The sequence below is a fragment of the Paenalcaligenes suwonensis genome (assembly GCF_011290505.1).
GTDB lineage: Bacteria > Pseudomonadota > Gammaproteobacteria > Burkholderiales > Burkholderiaceae_B > Paenalcaligenes > Paenalcaligenes suwonensis.
Genome location: NZ_JAANPV010000001.1, coordinates 81,554 through 100,251, shown reverse-complemented (window position 1 = coordinate 100,251; position 18,698 = coordinate 81,554). Strand labels below are relative to the sequence as shown.

General features: G+C 51.4%; 19 protein-coding genes. 9 read left to right on the top strand and 10 right to left on the bottom strand.

Annotated features, from left to right (window positions below; all coding sequences use genetic code 11):
• Positions 1 to 208 precede the first annotated feature (208 nt).
• The 3 genes from GY634_RS00435 to GY634_RS00425 form a co-directional block, all read right to left on the bottom strand.
• On the bottom strand, positions 209 to 1,510 hold the full coding sequence (locus tag GY634_RS00435; RefSeq protein WP_166406618.1) for a TRAP transporter large permease: 1,302 nt from the start codon (positions 1,508 to 1,510) through the stop codon (positions 209 to 211).
• A complete protein-coding gene (locus GY634_RS00430; protein WP_166406617.1) occupies positions 1,510 to 2,061 on the bottom strand; it encodes a TRAP transporter small permease in 552 nt (183 codons plus the stop codon). Before GY634_RS00430 ends, GY634_RS00435 begins: the two co-directional genes overlap by 1 nt.
• A 64-nt stretch (positions 2,062 to 2,125) precedes the next feature.
• The gene (locus GY634_RS00425; protein ID WP_166406616.1) at positions 2,126 to 3,100 is read right to left on the bottom strand and encodes a TRAP transporter substrate-binding protein; all 975 of its coding nucleotides are present in this window, start codon (positions 3,098 to 3,100) and stop codon (positions 2,126 to 2,128) included.
• A 198-nt stretch (positions 3,101 to 3,298) separates the two neighbouring features.
• Here GY634_RS00425 and GY634_RS00420 point away from each other — a divergent pair, with 198 nt between their 5' ends.
• The 6 genes from GY634_RS00420 to GY634_RS00395 all read left to right on the top strand — a co-directional run bounded on the left by GY634_RS00420 (position 3,299) and on the right by GY634_RS00395 (position 8,190).
• Positions 3,299 to 3,991: an MBL fold metallo-hydrolase gene (locus GY634_RS00420; protein WP_166406615.1), complete on the top strand. Its 693-nt coding sequence runs from the start codon at positions 3,299 to 3,301 to the stop codon at positions 3,989 to 3,991.
• A complete protein-coding gene (locus GY634_RS00415; protein ID WP_166406614.1) occupies positions 3,988 to 4,647 on the top strand; it encodes a GntR family transcriptional regulator in 660 nt (219 codons plus the stop codon). Before GY634_RS00420 ends, GY634_RS00415 begins: the two co-directional genes overlap by 4 nt.
• Positions 4,648 to 4,679: 32 nt before the next feature.
• Positions 4,680 to 5,867 carry an L-2-hydroxyglutarate oxidase gene (gene lhgO, locus GY634_RS00410; protein ID WP_166406613.1) on the top strand — a complete coding sequence of 396 codons (1,188 nt, stop codon included), beginning with the start codon at positions 4,680 to 4,682 and terminating at the stop codon, positions 5,865 to 5,867.
• Between the two features lie 152 nt (positions 5,868 to 6,019).
• A complete protein-coding gene (locus tag GY634_RS00405; RefSeq protein WP_166406612.1) occupies positions 6,020 to 6,523 on the top strand; it encodes a MarR family winged helix-turn-helix transcriptional regulator in 504 nt (167 codons plus the stop codon).
• Positions 6,520 to 7,296 carry a DNA alkylation repair protein gene (locus GY634_RS00400; protein WP_166406611.1) on the top strand — a complete coding sequence of 259 codons (777 nt, stop codon included), beginning with the start codon at positions 6,520 to 6,522 and terminating at the stop codon, positions 7,294 to 7,296. Before GY634_RS00405 ends, GY634_RS00400 begins: the two co-directional genes overlap by 4 nt.
• A 114-nt stretch (positions 7,297 to 7,410) precedes the next feature.
• Entirely contained in the window at positions 7,411 to 8,190 is a 780-nt protein-coding gene (locus GY634_RS00395; protein WP_166406610.1) for a PhzF family phenazine biosynthesis protein, read from the top strand.
• Positions 8,191 to 8,232: 42 nt separating this feature from the next.
• Here the strand turns inward: GY634_RS00395 and GY634_RS00390 are convergent, their stop codons facing one another.
• From GY634_RS00390 to GY634_RS00365, 6 genes are all read right to left on the bottom strand, one after another.
• On the bottom strand, positions 8,233 to 8,973 hold the full coding sequence (locus GY634_RS00390; protein WP_166406609.1) for an SDR family NAD(P)-dependent oxidoreductase: 741 nt from the start codon (positions 8,971 to 8,973) through the stop codon (positions 8,233 to 8,235).
• Positions 8,974 to 9,016: 43 nt separating this feature from the next.
• On the bottom strand, positions 9,017 to 10,549 hold the full coding sequence (locus tag GY634_RS00385) for a UxaA family hydrolase (protein ID WP_166406608.1): 1,533 nt from the start codon (positions 10,547 to 10,549) through the stop codon (positions 9,017 to 9,019).
• Between the two features lie 95 nt (positions 10,550 to 10,644).
• On the bottom strand, positions 10,645 to 11,688 hold the full coding sequence (locus tag GY634_RS00380) for an Ldh family oxidoreductase (protein WP_166406607.1): 1,044 nt from the start codon (positions 11,686 to 11,688) through the stop codon (positions 10,645 to 10,647).
• A 13-nt stretch (positions 11,689 to 11,701) separates the two neighbouring features.
• Positions 11,702 to 13,234, bottom strand: a complete 1,533-nt coding sequence (locus tag GY634_RS00375) for a tripartite tricarboxylate transporter permease (protein WP_166406606.1) — start codon at positions 13,232 to 13,234, stop codon at positions 11,702 to 11,704.
• Positions 13,235 to 13,249: 15 nt separating this feature from the next.
• The gene (locus GY634_RS00370) at positions 13,250 to 13,708 is read right to left on the bottom strand and encodes a tripartite tricarboxylate transporter TctB family protein (RefSeq protein ID WP_166406605.1); all 459 of its coding nucleotides are present in this window, start codon (positions 13,706 to 13,708) and stop codon (positions 13,250 to 13,252) included.
• Positions 13,709 to 13,764: 56 nt separating this feature from the next.
• Positions 13,765 to 14,781 (bottom strand): tripartite tricarboxylate transporter substrate binding protein, encoded by a 1,017-nt coding sequence (locus tag GY634_RS00365; protein ID WP_207625413.1) that lies wholly within the window; start codon positions 14,779 to 14,781, stop codon positions 13,765 to 13,767.
• Positions 14,782 to 15,039: 258 nt separating this feature from the next.
• On the opposite strand from GY634_RS00365, the gene GY634_RS00360 reads away from it, so the two are divergent.
• The 3 genes from GY634_RS00360 to GY634_RS00350 all read left to right on the top strand — a co-directional run bounded on the left by GY634_RS00360 (position 15,040) and on the right by GY634_RS00350 (position 17,738).
• Entirely contained in the window at positions 15,040 to 16,053 is a 1,014-nt protein-coding gene (locus tag GY634_RS00360; protein ID WP_166406604.1) for a GntR family transcriptional regulator, read from the top strand.
• A gap of 157 nt (positions 16,054 to 16,210) precedes the next feature.
• The gene (locus GY634_RS00355; protein ID WP_166406603.1) at positions 16,211 to 16,807 is read left to right on the top strand and encodes a DUF2239 family protein; all 597 of its coding nucleotides are present in this window, start codon (positions 16,211 to 16,213) and stop codon (positions 16,805 to 16,807) included.
• A gap of 25 nt (positions 16,808 to 16,832) precedes the next feature.
• A complete protein-coding gene (locus tag GY634_RS00350; RefSeq protein ID WP_166406602.1) occupies positions 16,833 to 17,738 on the top strand; it encodes an alpha/beta fold hydrolase in 906 nt (301 codons plus the stop codon).
• 88 nt (positions 17,739 to 17,826) lie between these two features.
• Here the strand turns inward: GY634_RS00350 and GY634_RS00345 are convergent, their stop codons facing one another.
• The gene (locus GY634_RS00345) at positions 17,827 to 18,684 is read right to left on the bottom strand and encodes a fumarylacetoacetate hydrolase family protein (protein ID WP_166406601.1); all 858 of its coding nucleotides are present in this window, start codon (positions 18,682 to 18,684) and stop codon (positions 17,827 to 17,829) included.
• Positions 18,685 to 18,698 lie beyond the last annotated feature (14 nt).

The window sequence follows — 18,698 nt, the reverse complement described above, 5'->3', positions numbered from 1 at the left end:
GTGTGAACTTTCTACTTCTAGTTTCTACCCCCTTGCTCTGTGACCGATTGGTCACGACTCCACAATAAACAGTTCACACACCCACCACAATTAGGAAAAACCTGTGGCTACCGCGTCGCCACGAAAAAAACCCAGCTATCGCTTACGCAATAACCGGGCTATAAATTCATCAGAGGTATAGACCACCCAATAGGTGGCTTGGTACTACTTAGCCGTACATCATTTTGGGCAAGCCCAGCACAATGTCAGGCACCATCACCACCAACAAGATCGTTAGCAGCAACATCAAGAAGAATGGCAACGCCGCTTTGGACAAGAACAAAATATCTTTGCCTGTCATGCCTTGCAGCACAAACAAATTCAAACCTACTGGTGGGGTTAATTGCCCCATTTCTACAACCAGCACCAAGTACACACCAAACCAAATTGGGTCTAATCCTGCAGCCTGTACCGCTGGCAACAACACCGCGCTGGTCAGCACCACGATGGAAATACCATCTAGGAAGCAACCCAGCACAATAAAGAACACCGTTAACGCCGCCAACAGTGCGTAGTTATTCAAGCCCAAATCGCCAATCCAGCGAGCCAAATTCATAGGCAGGTTGGAATAGCCCATCGCAATGGTCAAGAACGCCGAACCCGCCAAAATCAACGCAATCATGGACGATGACAAGGTGGCAGCGACCAGACCTTCTTTGAAGGTTTTCCAGTTCAAATCACCAAAAATCCAGCTTAGCAGCAATGCAATCACTACACCCACAGCAGCCGAATCGGTTGGGCTGGCCAAACCAGAATAAATAGAGCCAATCACACCCAAAATGAGCAGCGTCACAGGTAACAACGTACGTGTGGCTTTCATTTTTTGAGCAAAGCTCATGGGCGGATCTTTGGCCGGTACTTTGTCTTTGTTCTTGGTAGACCAAATGGCGACATACGCCATAAACAACAAGATCACCAATACACCGGGCACCACACCCGCAATAAACAAGCGGGCGATGGACAGCTCGGCGGCCACACCGTACACAATCAAAATAATGGAGGGTGGTATTAACAAGCCTAAGGTGCCAGAGCCTGCAATCGTCCCCAAAATCAAGCTTTCATCGTAGCCACGCTGTTTGAGCTCAGGCACAGCGACCTTAGCCACTGTGGCGCATGTTGCCGCCGACGAACCACTTACCGCCGCAAAAATTCCTGACGCCAAAATACCCACATGCCCTAAACCACCCGGTAGCGACCGCATCCACGGTGCCAACCCTGAAAACAAGTCTTGCGACATGCGTGAGCGAAATAGAATTTCACCCATCCAGATAAACAAGGGCAAAGCCGCGAGTGACCATTCTGCTGACGAACTCCAAATATTGGTCGCCAACACACTCACAATAGGGGCGTTGGAAAACAACAGTATGCCCACTATGCCTGTCACAAACAGTGCTATAGACACCCACAACCCTATGGCTAGGCAGCCCAACAGCACGCCCACCATAATCAATGACATGGTTACATCAGACATTACAGCGCCTCCTCAGCAACCGAGTCCGCCGCCAGCGCATCGCTGCGACCTGTACGTACAATTTCCTGCAAGGTGTCCAGTGCCGCGACCAAAAAGACAGCCGACCCCACACACAACACGCTTTGCGGTATCCACAAAGGCACTTTGACTAAACCACTGGCACGGTCGCCCCACAAAAAGGACTCGTAGGCCAACACACCCAAGCTATAGGTAAACAGCACACCCATCATTACCCCTAACAGCGCGATGATGGTCAGTGTGCCTCTACGTATAGGAGAAGGCAGCTTGGACTCCAGCAAGGTCACCCGTATATGTACGGCTTTGCGTAACCCCAAACCCAAGGATAAAAACGTGGCAAAACCCAGCGCATAACCTGAAAACAGCGAATAGGAAGGGATCAGCAAGCCAAAACTCTGATCAAAGAAACGAAGAGCCACGTAATCGATCGTATTGAAGATCACCTGACCAAAAACAATAGCGGCTATGCTCGCCAACGACAGTGCAGCTAAACCTGCACTGATCGTATAAAGGCCATCCAAGATTTTGCGCATGGCAGTTTGCCCACATCAAGATGCCAGCGCAGGAATCACTGCGCTGGCGAATTACAGTCAGAAGTTAGTTGGCGCGGTAAGCCTCAAGCACGACCTCACCTTCGTCGCCGGCTTCTTTCGCCCACTCTGCTGCCATCTGCTCACCCACTTTATGCAGGGCAGCATTCAGCTCCTCAGAGCCTGCACTCACTTTGATACCGTGCTGTTCCAACACATTACGCTGTGCAATGTGATCGGCTTCGGCCATTTCCCAACCGCGTTTTTCTGCAGCAGCCGCCGCATCTAACACCGCTTTCTGAGTGGCTTCATCCAAACCATCAAACACACGCTGGTTCACCACCACAACGTTCTTAGGCAAGAATGCCGCCACATCGTAGAAGTGCGTCAGGTAATCCCACGCCGTGGTGTTCACACCAGTAGAAGTGGACGTAATCATCGCGTTCACACGGCCTGTGGTGAACGCTTGTGCCAAATCAGGCACTTCTACCTGTGTCGGCACCGCACCCGCCAATTGCGCTAGGCGTTCGGTTTGCGGGCTGTATGCACGCATTTTGATGCCTTTCAGATCTTCAATCTTTTCTATAGGGCGATCGGTGTACAGCCCTTGTGGAGGCCATGCTACCGAGAACAATACTTTCAGGTTTTGGCGACCCAACAGGCGTTCCAGTTCAGGTTTAGACACCACGTACATTTTGGCCGCGTCATCAAACGACACCGCTACAAACGGTACGGAGTCCAACGCGAACATTGGGTTCTCATTCGCCAAGTTAGAAATGATGAACTCACCCGTTTCTATCTGCTGCGAACGCACCGCATTTTTGATTTCCTGGTGCTTGATCAATGAACCCGCAGGGTGCACGTTGATTTTTAGCTCGCCGTTTGTGGCTGCTTCCACATCTTTAGCAAACTGCTGGATGTTTTGAGTGTGGAAGTTGGCATCAGGATAAGGGGTGGCCATTTGCCACGTTGTTGCTGCATAAGTAGTCGCACTGGCTAGGGCCAATGCAGCACCTGCAATCATGCTTTTATAGGCGTTCATGTTTCCTCCGTTGTAGGGAAAATCGATATTATTAATAATAGTATCGATAAGATGGATCGTAGTGTAAAGTGCTTTAAACCCAATGTCTATATTAGAATAAACCCTAAAATAGCCACAAAACAGACACAATCCAGAACAAAAATATCTATATTGATAGTATTATTGATAATTAATAAGTCCGTATAATAAGGAGCGCACATGGCTGTGCAACATGACATTCTTGTTGAAGGGAACTGCCTCAGTTTTAAAGGTGGATTCTTTGGTTTTTCGGCTGTGGTGTTAGTCAACGTAGACGGCCACGGCCCTATCTTGTTTGATACCGGCCATCACTCCACCCGACTGCTGTTGTTGAATGCGTTAGCAGAACGCAACCTTAAACCTGCCGACATCAAAACCGTGTTTTTGTCGCACCTGCATTTCGATCACATCAACAACATTGATCTATTCCCCAATGCCACCATTTACGTCAGCTCGGCCGAATGGGACTACTCCCAACACCCTGCATCTGAAGATGTGTTTGGCAGCCAAGGCATGAACGAATACCTGCAGCGCCAAAACCTGCAACTCATACACGAACCCGAAGGCGAGTTGGCCCCCGGCCTGTTCTATAGGCAAGCCCCCGGTCACACCACAGGCAGCTACTTACTGCACTTTGTGAACCCAGAAAACAAGCGCGTAGTCTTGGCGGGCGATGCCTGTAAAACCTACCGCGAACTGGCTACACTGTCGGCTGCCAATGAATATGACCCGGACCGCCAATCCAGTAAAACACTGCAGTGGATAGCCGATAACGCCGACATCGTCGTGCCGGGGCATTTTCCTGAACTGCATCGCACACCACACGGCTGGATCTGGGACCAACCCTCGACGCTGGAACTGATTGTCCGATGAGTACTGAAACCCTTGCCCCATCTTCTGCTGAGCTAATCGCCCAAGAACTGGAAGCCGATATTATTTTCGGCCATCTGCGCCCTCATCAAGAGTTGATTGAAGACACACTGATGGCACGCTTTGACGCCAAGCGTCATGCCGTGCGCGCCGCCATTCAAGAGCTAGTCGCTCGCCAAATCGTGGTGAAGCCACGTTCGCGTTCTGCCCGCGTCAAAGACTTCACGACTCAAGAAGTAGAAGAGCTGTACCACCTGCGCGCTTTGCTGCAAAAAGAAGCCGTCATGATCATGCCGTTTCCTGTGTCTGCCGCAGAATTAGATGCACTGAAAACGCTGCACATACAGTATGCCGCGGCCGCATCGGTTGGGGCAGACCCACGGCTTATTCATCAATTTAATGATGAGTTCCATCGCCAGATCTTTGCCCTGTGTGGCAATGAAACCCTGTGCAAAGCCATTGCGTTTTACACCGAGGCCTCTAACCCCATACGCTCCTACGGTATGACCGATAGACAGTGGTTAGAACAAGCGATCTCTGAACACGCTGCCATGGTAAATGCCATAGAGCAGCAAGACCGCGCCACCTTGGCCCATCTCGTCGTAGAACATATGCAGCCCACACGACGACGTTGGGAATCCATGCGCGGACAAAGCTAAGCACAAAGAACGTCACCGGAATCACCCCACTCATGAAATACGATTACCTCATTATTGGCGCAGGCATTGTTGGAGCTGCGCTGGCTGCCGAAATCGTCAAACGCCGCCCCCACGCCCGTGTGCTGGTGGCCGAAAAAGAAGCCCAACCGGCGTTTCACCAAACTGGCCGCAACAGTGGCGTGGTGCACTCTGGGGTGTACTACACCCCCGGTAGCTTAAAAACGCGTTTTTGCCGAGAAGGGCTAAGTGAAATCAAAGCCTTCTGTGCCGCCCGCCACATTGGCTACGAAGCTCGCGGCAAACTGCTGGTGGCGACGACGCCTCAAGAACAAGAAAACCTGTACAAACTTGAGCAGCGCGCCATCGAAAACGAGGTAGTCACCGAACAACTTACCCAAGCTGACTTAGGTAGGTTAGAACCCGCAATTACTGGGCTTGCCGCACTACGCATCCCTGAAACTGCCATTACTGACTACGCGGGCATCACCAAAGCCTTATTGGCCGATGTAGAAAACGCAGGCAGCACAGTGCTGTTTAATGCTCCGGTGACATCCGTCACCCAAGTGGGTTCGGCCTACCGTGTACAAGCCGGTAATCAACACATCGAAGCAGGGCACATTATTGCGTGCACGGGCTTGGCCTCTGACCGCGTTGCCCGCATGTTGGGTATGGACCCAGGCATTAGGATTTTGCCGTTTCGTGGCGAATACTTTGTGTTGCCAGCCCACCTAAACAAAGTTGTACACAGCCTGATTTACCCCGTACCCGACCCCACCTTGCCATTTTTAGGGGTACACCTCACACCTATGATTGATGGCACCATCACCGTAGGCCCCAACGCTGTTTTGGCCTTAGCACGAGAAAAATACAGCCATTTCAGCGTAGACATGCGCGACGCGTGGTCTGCCCTGAGCTACAGCGGCCTGTGGAAAATGTTAGCCAAACACCCACGCGCCACCTGGAACGAGCTTAAAGGTTCATTGTTCAAGCAAGTCTATCTGGATGCTGTGCGTAAGTATTGCCCCACTGTGACCTTGTCTGACCTACGCGTTTACCGCAGCGCTAACCGCGCCCAAGCCGTACGTCCCGACGGCTCCTTAGTGGATGACTTTTTGATCAAGCATTCTGGCGGCCTTACCGCTATTTTGAATGCACCGTCCCCTGCTGCAACAGGCGCCATGCCCATTGCACGTCATATTGCAGACGAACTGGGTCTGTAAGCAATATCGTCAGTACAAAAACGGCGTGTAGAAAACTCTACACGCCGTTTTGCTTTCTGCATCACCCTTATCTCGCCGTCACAGCCTGTGCATAACGTTGCTGCGCATTCCCCTCAATTTCTATATAATTAGCCACCATACTATATGGTGATTTGGCTATGGAACAAAAATATCGCGCGCTACTCAGCGTAGCTCAACAGCAGCAACTTCCGCATGTGGATAACATTCGTTTGTGTTTTCAAATGTTGTCGTTAACCGCGGCTATTGATAGAGACTGCGCGGTACAGCTAGCCCCGCATGGGCTGTCAGAAGGGCGCTTTATTTTGTTATTTTTATTGGATAACGCCCCCGATGGGTTAGCACCAGCCGCCTTGGCTGAACAAGCGGGCGTGACCCGTGCCACGGTTACCGGATTGCTGGATGGTTTAGAGCGCGATGCCTTAATCGCCCGCCATGCCGATCCCGTCGATAGACGCGCATTGTGCATACGCTTAACTGACACTGGCAAAGCTCTGGCCGCTCAGGTGTTTGAACAACATAGCCGTTGGATTGCCAGTCTTTATGCATCGCTCACCGCCACCGAACGAGAGCAGCTATCGACCCTGCTTAGCAAAGTGGCCCAGCACCTTCCCACACAAGGTACCCCCACACCATGAGCGCTACACCTCCACGTAAAGGTGCAAACCGCGTCGCTGATATCCCTCCTGATATTTTGGAAGCCTTGTCAGTGGGACAGATTCCCAGTGCTACGCTGACCGAGGGCTTAGCCGTAGACCAATACCGGCTGCTATGTACCGTATTTCCCTCTCTGTCTACTGATGTTCTGCACAAAGCCCACGCCTTTACTGAGCTAGGTATATTGCGCCGTATGGTCGCCATGGGAACCTTGCTGCAAACCGAAGTGGGCAACGACGCATTGACCACCTGCCTGGCACACCCCTCAGACACCGTACGCGGGTGGGCATGTTTTATGATTGGTGCGCAGGCCCCACTACCGCTAGACAAACGCTTAGCCGCCATACGCCCCTTAGCCGATGATGAACACTTTGGGGTGCGAGAATGGTCATGGATGGCTGTGCGCCCGTACTTGGTGAACGAACTAGACAGCGCCATTACGTTATTGACGGCTTGGACGGCATCACCCTCGGAATGGGTACGACGTTTTGCGTGCGAAGCGCTACGCCCACGCGGGGTATGGTGTGCGCACATTGCCGCCTTTAAAAAAGAGCCACAGTTGGCATTACCTATTTTGGAAGCACTGCGTGCCGACCCATCCGTTTATGTACAGGATTCTGTTGCCAACTGGTTAAACGACGCCGGTAAAGACCAACCTGACTGGGTACAAGCGCTATGCACACGATGGCTGGCCGAATCGCCTACCGATGCCACCCAACGCATCTGCCAACGAGCACGCCGTAACCTGAAATAAACAGGGAAGCGCAGGGACTTTCTTGCTGTGGCGCGACTCCAGTGCTAGCGTTAGAGTTTCTGGCCGTTGACGTTGCGTCGTCAGGGCTCTAGCCATGCATTTTCAGGAACTACTATGCAACTCCCACTCTATCAAGTTGATGCATTTGCCTCTAAGCCCTTCGAAGGTAACCCCGCTGCGGTATGCCCGTTAGACGCGTGGCTAGACGACAAAACTTTGCAAAACATCGCCGCCGAAAACAACTTATCGGAAACCGCATTCTTTGTGCCTGACGAACACGGCTATCACCTACGCTGGTTCACTCCCGAGGTAGAAGTAGATTTGTGCGGCCATGCCACCTTAGCCAGCGCCTGGGTGCTGATGCACGAGCTGAACTACCCCAACGACGTTATACATTTCTCTACCCGCAGTGGCCGCCTGTCGGTGCGCCGCTCCCCTCATGGGTTAGAGATGGATTTCCCCAGCCGCCCGCCACAGTCGTGTGCCATCCCTGATGGCTTGTTAGATGCTTTGGGCGTAGAAGCAGCCACCGTACTGTCTTCGGACGATTACATTGTGGTGATAGAAGATGAAAACCTCATCCCACGCCTTGCCCCTGATCTGGCCCGCCTAAGAGGCTTGCCTAATCGCGGTGTGGCCGTGACTGCCCCCAGCAAAACGCTAGATTTTGTGACGCGTTGGTTTGGGCCTAACGTGGGCGTAAGCGAAGACCCCGTTACCGGTTCTGCTCACACCGCGCTTGCCCCTTACTGGGCACAACGCTTAGGTAAAACCCAGTTGCGTGCTCAACAAGGTGGCGCACGCCGTGGCTACTTACATTGTGAAGTCGCTGGCGACCGCGTGTTGATTTCGGGCAATGCGGTGGTGACCTTACGCGGTCACCTTTATCTGTAAGAAGTAGGGCGGCTTATGCCGCCCTACCTTTCACGTTGCCTGTTAGTAGGTAGCACGCCCACCCGACACATCAAATACTGCCCCCGTGGAGAACGATGCCTCTTCTGATGCTAGCCAACACACAATAGACGCCATTTCCTCTACTTTACCGAAACGGTGCATAGGAATCTTGGACAGCATGTAGTCAATGTGTGTTTGGGTCATCTGTGCAAACATGGGCGTTTCTACGGCTGCAGGGGTAATACTGTTCACCGTCACGCCTTTGGTCGCTACCTCTTTAGCCAACGATTTACTCAACGCAATCACAGCAGCCTTTGAGGCGCTATATGCCGACGCATTAGGGTTCCCCTCTTTACCCGCAATAGAAGCAATGTTCACCACTCGACCATACTGCTGAGCAGCCATATCTTCCATCACCACTTTATTGCAATGGAAGAGAGCATGTACATTAATATCAAACACCTCTTTCCAGTCTTCTACGCCGTAATCAATAACCGTGGTGTTCGGCCCGGTAATCCCCGCACTGCACACTAAAATATCGACGTTTCCTAAGTCTTTCTTCGTTTGTGCATATGTACGTTGTACGCTGCTGTAGTCTTGTAATGCCACATCATACACATGCACATCTTCTGTTTTCGCCACCTCCGCCAGCCGCTGCTGATCGCGGTCCCATACGGCCACCTGCGCACCTTCCCGGCGTAAGCGCTGCGCAATGGCTAAGCCTATTCCAGAGGCACCTCCAGTCACCACTGCCACACGCCCTGCAAAACGTTGAGTACTCATAGTGTTGTCTCCTTCCTTATTGTTGGATGCCATACATCCTGACTTACATGACTGCTCCAATCTGCCAAGGCACAAATTCACAGTCACCAAACCCTTGGGCTTCAGACTTTGTTGGTTCGCCAGATGCCACTCTTAAGATCAATTCAAAAATTTCTTGCCCGCACTGTTCTACGGTTTGATCACCATCGATGATCTCGCCACAGTTCACATCCATGTCATCTTTCAGACGGTTGTACATAGTGTTGTTCGTCGCCACTTTGATACATGGCACAGGCTTAAACCCTGAAACCGAGCCGCGTCCTGTGGTGAAACAAATCATGGTGGCTCCGCTGGCCACCTGACCCGTCACAGAGGCAGGGTCATAACCAGGACTGTCCATAAATACAAAACCACGCTCACGTATAGGCTCACCGTATTGGTACACATCCACCAAATTGGTACTGCCACCTTTAGCCACCGCACCCAGCGACTTTTCTAGAATAGTGGTCAGCCCACCCGCCTTATTACCTGGTGAAGGGTTGTTATCCATCTTCCCGTCGTTACGGGCGGTGTAGTCTTCCCACCAACGTATGCGTTTGATGAGCTTATCGGCCACTTTCTCACTGACTGCACGACGCGTGAGCAAGTGTTCGGCCCCATACACCTCCGGTGTTTCAGACAGCACGGCTGTACCACCGTGACGTACTAAGATATCCGCCGCTACCCCCAGAGAAGGGTTAGCAGTCATACCGGAATAGCCGTCCGAGCCCCCACACTGCAGCGCCAGAATCAGTTCACTGGCAGGCACAGTTTCGCGCTGATGCTCATTCGCAAACACCATCATGTCAGCCAAATACTCACAGCACTTTTCTACAGTTTTCGCTGTACCGCCGGTGTCCTGAATATTCAGTACGCGACAATCCACGGTGTCTTCTAGGTTGTATGCATCCACTAGATACCGTATTTGGTTGGCTTCACACCCCAGACCCAAAATTAAAATGCCAGCAAAATTAGGGTGCTGCGCATAACCCCAAATCGTGCGCTGTAACAGCGCAAACCCTTCCCCTGAGTCCGCCATACCGCAACCCGTACCGTGGGTCAGCGCCACGACACCATCAATGTTTGGGTAGTTCGCCAACATGCCACTGCGCTCTACTTGTGCGGCCACTTGGCGCGCCACCGTTGCCGAACAATTGACGGTGGTCAGAATCCCCAAATAGTTACGTGTACCCACCTTGCCATTAGGGCGTTTATATCCTTGGAAAGTGGCCGGTTTCTCTACATACTGGGTAGGTTTTACGTCCTGACCTACGGCGTAATCCCTATCAAAATCATGCAGCGTCACGTTATGCACATGCACATGTTCGCCAGCCAAAATATCGGATGATGCAAAGCCTATGATTTGCCCATATTTGCGTATGGCATCGCCACGCACAATAGGCGCTAGTGCCACCTTATGCCCCACTGGAATAGAAGCAGTAGTCACTACGCCAAAAGCACTAACCGTGGTACTGGCAGGTAGTGCCACACAGGCCACGGCCACATTGTCTTGTTCGCTCAGGCGTACTAGCTGTTTAGAAAGAGTTGATTTATTCATCGTCACACCAATATTGAATAATGCATGCAATAACCATACATATGCGGTAAAAAAACTGGGCAATATGTGCTACTGCACCAGTTCTTACCACACCCTTAAAACGGATAACCTAGCCTTGTTTCTATCGCTGCCTGACGCAATTCTGCAATCACATCTTCCGGCAGTTGTACCCCTTGGCAGTCCGCTTTATGCCAATTCGCCATCCCATTCCACCCTGGCATGCGAGGTGGTCGTGCTGGATCTATAGGTGGGTTGGTAGACACCTGCTCAGACAAGAAAGCCACCTCGTCTTTTAGCGCTTGCAACCCACCTAAGTATTCAGGATCAATCACTTGTATATAGACAGATGCCCCCCAACCTGTGGGTTTGTCCTTACGCCCAAAGCCCCCAATGCCTGAGGTCAATGCTTCTACCATTAACCCTAAGGCAAAGCCTTTGTACCCATATTCCATACCCCCTAACGGCAAGATAGTGCTAGGCGGCGATGCAAAAGCCGTTTCCGGATCGTCCGAGAGTGTGCCGTCCGCCGTAAGTAGCACAGGGTGGTTTAACTTCTTACCTAGCTGCCGCTGCTTACCCACCATGCCATTGGTGATGCTAGACATGCTCACATCAATCAAAATCGGTTCTGGCTCACCGGGAATACCCATCGCCAAGGGGTTAGGGGTTTGTATGGCACGTGTACCACCAAACGGTGCCACTGACGCTGCTGCAGGATCAGACGACATAATCACGCACACCAGATCTTGATCCACCACACTTTTTAAATACGCTCCCAAGCACGCAATATGATGGCTCTGGCGGATGTTTGCCACCCCTATACCGTACTCACGAGCCGCAGCACTGGCCCATTGCAATGTCTCATGCAGTACATAGGGCCCTAACAAGTACTGAGCATCATACAAGCGCAAAACAGGCGAAGACTTCAGTACAGTCAGACGCTGTGGATCTATAGCAGCATGCCCATTTCGTATGTCCCGCAAATAACCTCTTGCTAGCTTCACCCCATGGGTATGCTGCCCCAGACGGTCCCCCGCGACCAACACATCACTGACCACACGAGCGACAACGGGATCTACCTGCTCTGCCACAAACAGTTGCTGAACAAAACGATTCAGATCTTCAATGGCGATACTCACATCAACCTCTCTTTCAATGGTGGTTTTTCTGTGCCGTTAAATGGTTCGTAGCGGCTACCTCTCGATAGCGTTTGATCCAACGCAGCAGCAACGGAAAAACGAAAATCAACACAACAAAACTGGCTAAGGTGGCACTCAGTGGCCGCGCCACAAAGTCCAGCAAGTTTCCATTGGCTTTAAGCATAGAACTCATGAAACTACTTTCTAAAGTATTGCCTAACACTAGTCCCAAAATAGCAGGAGCCAGTGGAATACCTGCCGAAATCATGATGTACCCAACCACGCCAGCTACCAACATGATCCACAAATCCATCGCTGTATTATTAATGGCAAATGCCCCCACTATGCAGAAGCACAGAATAATAGGCATCAATACTCGAATCGAGACACGGTTCAGTACATAAGCCAAGCGTATGGCCATATACCCCACCGGCAGCAGAACGAGGTTAGCAATAAAGAAAATCGTGAACAGTCCATACACCAATGCACTCTCACCGCTAAAAATAGTAGGGCCAGGGTTAATCCCTTTCACATACAGGACACCGATCACAATAGCTGTAATAGAGTCCCCAGGAATACCGAAGACCAGCGCAGGTACATACGCACTAATCACTGACGTATTATTCGCTGAGCTTGCATCCACAATTCCTTCTACATGACCCGTGCCAAATTTTTCTGGCTGTTTAGAGCGACGTTTACTAATACCGTACGCAATCCATGCAGCAACGTCCGCCCCTGCACCGGGCAGTACACCCGTTACCAAGCCAATGGTGCTACCACGAGTCAGCCCATACCAGTATTTGCGAATAGTCGCCCACACGCCGGTAAATACCGCACCCGTTTCGCGCTGCATTGCTGTCAACGTATTGGTACGATCTAAATTCCGGTACAAGAACATCACTTCGCTGATAGCAAAAAAACCAATCATTACAGGGATGAAGTTCACGCCTGCTAGCAAATCTGGCACATCAAATGTAAAGCGTGGCGTACCCGTAATAATGTCCAACCCTATGGTGGACACAAACAGCCCCAGCATCATAGACAACAGCGATTTCGCCAATGAACCCGACGCAATAAAGGCGGCGCAGCTCAAGCCCAAAACCGCTAACCAGAAATACTCAAACGAGCTGAAATTCAGTGCAAACTCGGCCAACGTAGGTGCCACCAGCATCAACATGGTGGCACCCACCACCCCACCAATTACCGAACACACCAACATCACACCTAAAGTTTGGCGCGACTTACCTTGCTTGTTTAACTTATACGCATCGGACACATAAGCAGCAGAAGAGGGCGTACCGGGAATGTTCAAATACACCCCGGGAATATCACCCGAAAAAATCGCCATGGCAGACGAGGTCACAATAGCCGCAATCGCAGGAATCGCATCCATATGAAAGGTGACTGGTACCAACAGCGCTACCGCTAACGTCGCCGTTAACCCTGGTACAGCCCCCACAAATACGCCAAATACCGCACTAGCCAGCACTACCAACAGCACTTCGGCATTAAACACCAGTGCCATACCACTCAAAATTTCATGCATGGTTCGCTCCGGTGATTAACCCAACAAGCCTTCTGGCAATGGCACCAGCAAATACTCGGTAAATACGTAGTAAATAAGGCCTGCACCCAGTAACGAGGTAGGGATAGACAGCCTTAACGACACCTTGCCTAAACACAGGAGCACGAACATCACTACTGCCAACATGGGCATCGCGCCTATTCTGTCACTGGTATAGATGTACAGCACCACGAGCAAACAAGGACAAACCACCCGCACTCCCTGTACCACCCGCACAGAAACAGGTACTGACACACTCTGTTGACGCGACGCCAAGACCGATTTGATATTGCCAAAAACCAAGGCTAATCCCGCCAATGCCATACCTGCGCCAGTCACTGATGGAAACAGTGATGCGCCATAACTTAAACTGCCTACAGTAGGAAACTCTCTGGCATGCCAAATAACTAGTACGCCCAATATGGCAAAGATCACGCCTATTACGATGTCTCGCATGGACTTCTCCCTTCTTGGCAGGGCTACCTATCACTAGGCAGCCCTATGCAGTGTTATTATTTTTTCGCCAAGCCACTTTCTCGCAGCAACTCACCCATAAAGGCATCGTTCTCCACCAAGAACTCCCCAAACGACTTAGCATCACGATATTCCGCACCAAAGCCTTGGTTTTTGATGAAAGACTGATAAAACTCGCTGTCGTAAGCCACTTTCACCGCTTGCTCTAATCTCGCTACGATTGCTGGGTCCATACCTTTGGGGCCAATCACACCACGCCATGTACCAATGGTGTAATCCGTGCCCAATTGCTCTTTCAATGTGGGAACCTCAGGGAAACTAGGATTTCGCTCAGGCGCCATCACTGCCAGAGGGCGAGAGCGCCCGGCCTCAATCATGGCACGCCCCTCAGCCAATGCAGATGGCACTATCTGTATGCCACCCGATGCCAACTCAACCATCGCTGGCGCAGCACCTTGACTAGGAATCCACGTCACCTGATCGGCAGGCATTTGCTGATTCAACAACAACCCTGTAAGCGCTAAATGCCAAATCCCCCCTTGCCCAGTACCCGAAGCTTTGAACGTTCCAGTAGGATCTGCCGCGACAGCAGCCAACAAATCCTTAGCGCTCTGATACGACGATTCTGACGACACCTGTAAGCCGGCATAGTCAAAGTTCACCATCCCTACGGGCGTAATATCTTGGTAGGTCAAATTGGTGAGGTTCTGCCAGTGCATCATGGTCAGCTCACCTGAAAACAAAGAAATGGTGTAACCATCAGGCTTTGCCGACACAATGGCATTTAACCCTACTACGCCGCTTCCCCCTTGGCGGTTCACCACGTTAATCACCACACCTAAGTCTTTCTCCATGGCTGCTGCCACCGCTCTAGCGACAGCATCAGTGCCACCACCCGCCGCCCATGGCACCAACATGGTGATAGGTTTGGAAGGATAGCCCTGAGCCATTGCAGGGCTACTAGCCAACCCCGCTATCCCCATTGCACAAGCTACTACACCGTATTGCACTACTTGTCTGCGAACTACAGAAAAAGTTGCCTTTGTGTTGCTCATAGAGGTCTCCCCTTGTTTGGTGGAATATCAGTACGTCTTCGTGAGAGTTTTCTGCTTTTTAATAACGCATTTATAAAAATAACTTTTACTGATGACAATGATCATTGCACACAAAGTTCATTAATATGAATTGGGGTTTTCCAGAAAATTGAATATGCACGCTAGGGGTCAGTACGATCATGGTCAGCTACCGCATAATCTGGCATGATGTTCAGCAGACTTTTTCCCTTACACCCACACGGGGCTACTTTCAGGCGTATGCAACAGAATACGGAGCAAAAAACCGCAGCAGTACCGCTTTACGAAGCCATCGCCACGGCACTACGCACAGCGATTGCGCAGCGCGTGCTGAAAGCCGGTGATCTGATCAATGAAAGCATGGTGGCCCAGGCATTCAACGTTAGCCGCACCCCGGTGAAAGCCGCCCTAAAAGCCTTGATAGATCAAAATGTGGTCTACAAGCATAGTGGCCGTGGTGTAGTGGTAGGGCCTAGCAATGTCAAACAAAAAGTGACCCGTCTCAGTAGCTTTGAGCTGTCCGCTTTAGAACCTTTTGGCGATGCACTTCGCTCACCTGACTCTTGGATTCAGGTCTACGACGACGTAGAACGTGAAGTCTGTAATCACGCCATTTTTGGCCCCGTACGTATAGTAGAAACCGAGCTGGCTAAAAGCTTTGATGTCAGCCGTACTGTTGCCCACGAAGTGCTCATGCGCTTAGAAGGGGTAGGTTTGGTGGAAAAAGACCCAGCGGGACGTTGGTCTATCGTGCCCATGACAGCCGAGCGTGTACGTCAACTATACGAAATACGCCGCTACCTAGAACCGCCCGCATTGCGCAAAAGCGTAGAGCACATTCCACAAGAGGTACTTAACCACATGTGGGAACGCTTAGAGGCCATTAGCAAACGCTACCCTAATGTGAGCGAAGCCGAGCTAGACGACCTAGAAAAAGACCTGCATTTTCGCTGTTTAAGCTACTGCCAAAACGAAGAACTGATTAAGTTGCTGGGCCATACCCAAGCCTTGCTGATCAATAACAAACACATGCTGGGCGGCTACCTAAAGCTGCCCGCTATGGACCCGTTTTTAGAAGAGCATAGGCGCATCATGCAAGCCTTGATGCAACGCCAACCCGACGCAGCAGCTCAAGCCTTAGATGATCACCTACGGTTGTCTATAGACAAAACCATAGAACGCCTGCACATAGTGGCCAGCGAGCCCGCTAAGCATCTACCTAGCTACATGACTGCCCTACGCGACACCCCCTAAACACTACTGTCTGGCTACACATCTACACCCGCTTAATGCGGGTGTTTTTGCGTGTGGTGCATTGCACTACAGTCGCGAAATATTTTACCCGGGTAATATTGACTATTGATTTTATCAGGGTAAAAATAAGCACATTGTCACTTTTATAGATTTGGCTATGTCTGATACGCACACCTACACCAGCTTTGACGGTCACCGTCGTTTAGCGACTGGCACTTTGCAGGTCAACGCATTGGCTATCAAGCGTGCTCTTGAACAAGGCACTACCCACGCGGTAATGCTGTTTGATGATGCCACTGGCCGCACCGTAGAGGTAGACACACGCGGCTCCGACGCCGAGGTACTGGAAAGACTTCGCCCTGCAGCGGATACAGCACCCGTCACCGCACCACAAGAAGACGCTACACCACGCGGTCGCGGTCGTCCCAAACTGGGCGTAGTCGCACGGGAAGTCACCTTATTACCGCGTCATTGGGAATGGTTAGCGCAACAACCCGGTGGCGCATCCGTCACCCTACGCAAGCTGGTGGAAGCCGCCAAACGCGCCAACAGCGATAAAGACCACCGTCGTAAAGCACATGAGCGCACCTACCACTTTATGGTCGCCATTGCGGGCGACTTGCCCGGCTTTGAAGAAGCCACGCGTGCTTTGTTTGCCAACGATGCCGCTGCCTTACAAGCACAGATAAGCCAATGGCCTACTGACGTTCAAACACACACCATGACACTCGCATTTGGTGCCACCCACGTTTAATCACGGCTGGCACATTGGAATTACCATGCAACACATCACCGCCAACGGCATCACTCTGGGCTATGACAGCTTTGGGGATGCCCGCGACCAGACTATTTTGCTGATCTCTGGCTTAGGCACCCAGATGATCCGCTGGAGCACCTCTTTTTGTGAAGACTTAGCCGCCCAAGGGTTTAGAGTCATACGTTTTGATAACAGGGATGCAGGGCAGTCTACCCACTTCACCCACCACCCCGTGCCCGATTTTGCAGCACTGGCACAAGCCGTTGCCGCGCAGCAAAAACCAACCGTTCCCTACACACTGCGTGACATGACGGCTGATGCCATAGGCTTGTTAGACGCTTTAGCTATTCAACGCGCCCACGTTGTGGGTAGGTCTATGGGTGGCATGATTGCCCAGCTCATGGCGAGTTTGTATCCACAACGCGTGCTGACTTTAACCTCGATTATGTCTAGTACCGGTAACCCCGCCTTACCGTCAGCCGCCCCGGATGTCATGGCCTTGCTCACCCAGCCTGCACCTAACTTGCATGAGGACACCGTAGGGTTTTTGAATCATCGCCTGCAATTTGCCAAACGTATCGCTAGTCCAGGTTATTTTTTCGATGACGTAGCACAGCGCACACTCATACTAGAAGAAGCCAATACCGCCTACGACCCCACTGCATTGGGCCGACAACTTGCCGCCATTGTGGCAACGGGTGACTTACGCCCTGCCTTGGCGAGTATCGTTGCACCTACGTTGGTGATTCACGGCACAGACGATCCATTAATACCGTTAGCCTGTGGCGAAGACACAGCGGCAACGATTAGCAACGCAACATTCATGCCTATAGCAGGCATGGGGCATGATGTACCAGTAGAACTGCATCACCTCATTATCCAAGCCATTGTGCGCACTGCGTGCCCCCACAAAGCCCGTATGCACTAAGCGCTTTGCCTGCCCGTAAATGATTCAAGCCTTGCATGGATCTCTATGCAAGGCTTGAATTTTTGGTGCTGCTATTAAGCGCTAAAGCTTAGTCCAGCAAATCAGCCGACCAGGCGTGTACTTCTTGACGCTGCTCACCCAAGCCTTCAATACCTACATTCATGACGTCACCGGCTTTCAGATACACATGAGGTGTCTGGCCCATACCTACGCCAGGAGGCGTACCGGTAGAAATCAAATCGCCGGGGTACAAGGTAGTGAACTGACTGATGTAATGCACCAAGAACGCCACGTTGTACACCATGGTGGCGGTACTACCATCTTGGTAACGCTTGCCGTTTACATCTAACCACATTTTCAAATTTTGTGGATCAGCCACTTCATCGCGTGTAACCAACCATGGACCTACTGGACCAAAGGTATCGCAACCTTTGCCCTTATCCCAAGTACCACAACGCTCTACTTGGTATTCGCGCTCAGACACATCGTTCACCACGCAGTAACCAGCCACGTATTCCATTGCTTCTTCTAAGCTGACGTAACGTGCTTTTTTACCAATCACCACCCCCAGCTCAACTTCCCAATCTGTCTTGACGGAGTTCTTGGGCATCACAACGTTGTCGTTTGCACCAGTAGGTTTGGACCATTTGTTGAACAGTACGGGTTCAGCCGGTACTTCTTGGCCGGTTTCGGCCGCGTGGTCACTGTAGTTCAAACCCACACAAATGAATTTACCCAACCCCGCAAAAGGTACACCGTAACGGCCGGGGTTTTGTACAACAGGTAGACTGTTGATATCTACGCCTTTCAGCTTAGCCAAACCAGCATCGCTCAGCATGTCAGCGGTAATATCGCTCACCACGCCAGACAAGTCACGCACTTGACCCTGCGCATCAACCAAACCGGGCTTCTCGTGGCCCACTGCGCCAAAACGTACTAATTTCATTGTTCTATTCCTCT

Coding starts and splice junctions, on each gene's coding strand:
- GY634_RS00395 (WP_166406610.1), top strand. CDS start 7,411: ATGCAACTCCCACTCTATCAAGTTGATGCATTTGCCTCTAAGCCCTTC.
- GY634_RS00435 (WP_166406618.1), bottom strand. CDS start 1,510: ATGTCTGATGTAACCATGTCATTGATTATGGTGGGCGTGCTGTTGGGC.
- GY634_RS00420 (WP_166406615.1), top strand. CDS start 3,299: ATGGCTGTGCAACATGACATTCTTGTTGAAGGGAACTGCCTCAGTTTT.
- GY634_RS00345 (WP_166406601.1), bottom strand. CDS start 18,684: ATGAAATTAGTACGTTTTGGCGCAGTGGGCCACGAGAAGCCCGGTTTG.
- GY634_RS00365 (WP_207625413.1), bottom strand. CDS start 14,781: ATGAGCAACACAAAGGCAACTTTTTCTGTAGTTCGCAGACAAGTAGTG.
- GY634_RS00375 (WP_166406606.1), bottom strand. CDS start 13,234: ATGCATGAAATTTTGAGTGGTATGGCACTGGTGTTTAATGCCGAAGTG.
- GY634_RS00400 (WP_166406611.1), top strand. CDS start 6,520: ATGAGCGCTACACCTCCACGTAAAGGTGCAAACCGCGTCGCTGATATC.
- GY634_RS00425 (WP_166406616.1), bottom strand. CDS start 3,100: ATGAACGCCTATAAAAGCATGATTGCAGGTGCTGCATTGGCCCTAGCC.
- GY634_RS00415 (WP_166406614.1), top strand. CDS start 3,988: ATGAGTACTGAAACCCTTGCCCCATCTTCTGCTGAGCTAATCGCCCAA.
- GY634_RS00370 (WP_166406605.1), bottom strand. CDS start 13,708: ATGCGAGACATCGTAATAGGCGTGATCTTTGCCATATTGGGCGTACTA.
- GY634_RS00430 (WP_166406617.1), bottom strand. CDS start 2,061: ATGCGCAAAATCTTGGATGGCCTTTATACGATCAGTGCAGGTTTAGCT.
- lhgO (WP_166406613.1), top strand. CDS start 4,680: ATGAAATACGATTACCTCATTATTGGCGCAGGCATTGTTGGAGCTGCG.
- GY634_RS00350 (WP_166406602.1), top strand. CDS start 16,833: ATGCAACACATCACCGCCAACGGCATCACTCTGGGCTATGACAGCTTT.
- GY634_RS00385 (WP_166406608.1), bottom strand. CDS start 10,549: ATGAATAAATCAACTCTTTCTAAACAGCTAGTACGCCTGAGCGAACAA.
- GY634_RS00390 (WP_166406609.1), bottom strand. CDS start 8,973: ATGAGTACTCAACGTTTTGCAGGGCGTGTGGCAGTGGTGACTGGAGGT.
- GY634_RS00355 (WP_166406603.1), top strand. CDS start 16,211: ATGTCTGATACGCACACCTACACCAGCTTTGACGGTCACCGTCGTTTA.
- GY634_RS00360 (WP_166406604.1), top strand. CDS start 15,040: ATGCAACAGAATACGGAGCAAAAAACCGCAGCAGTACCGCTTTACGAA.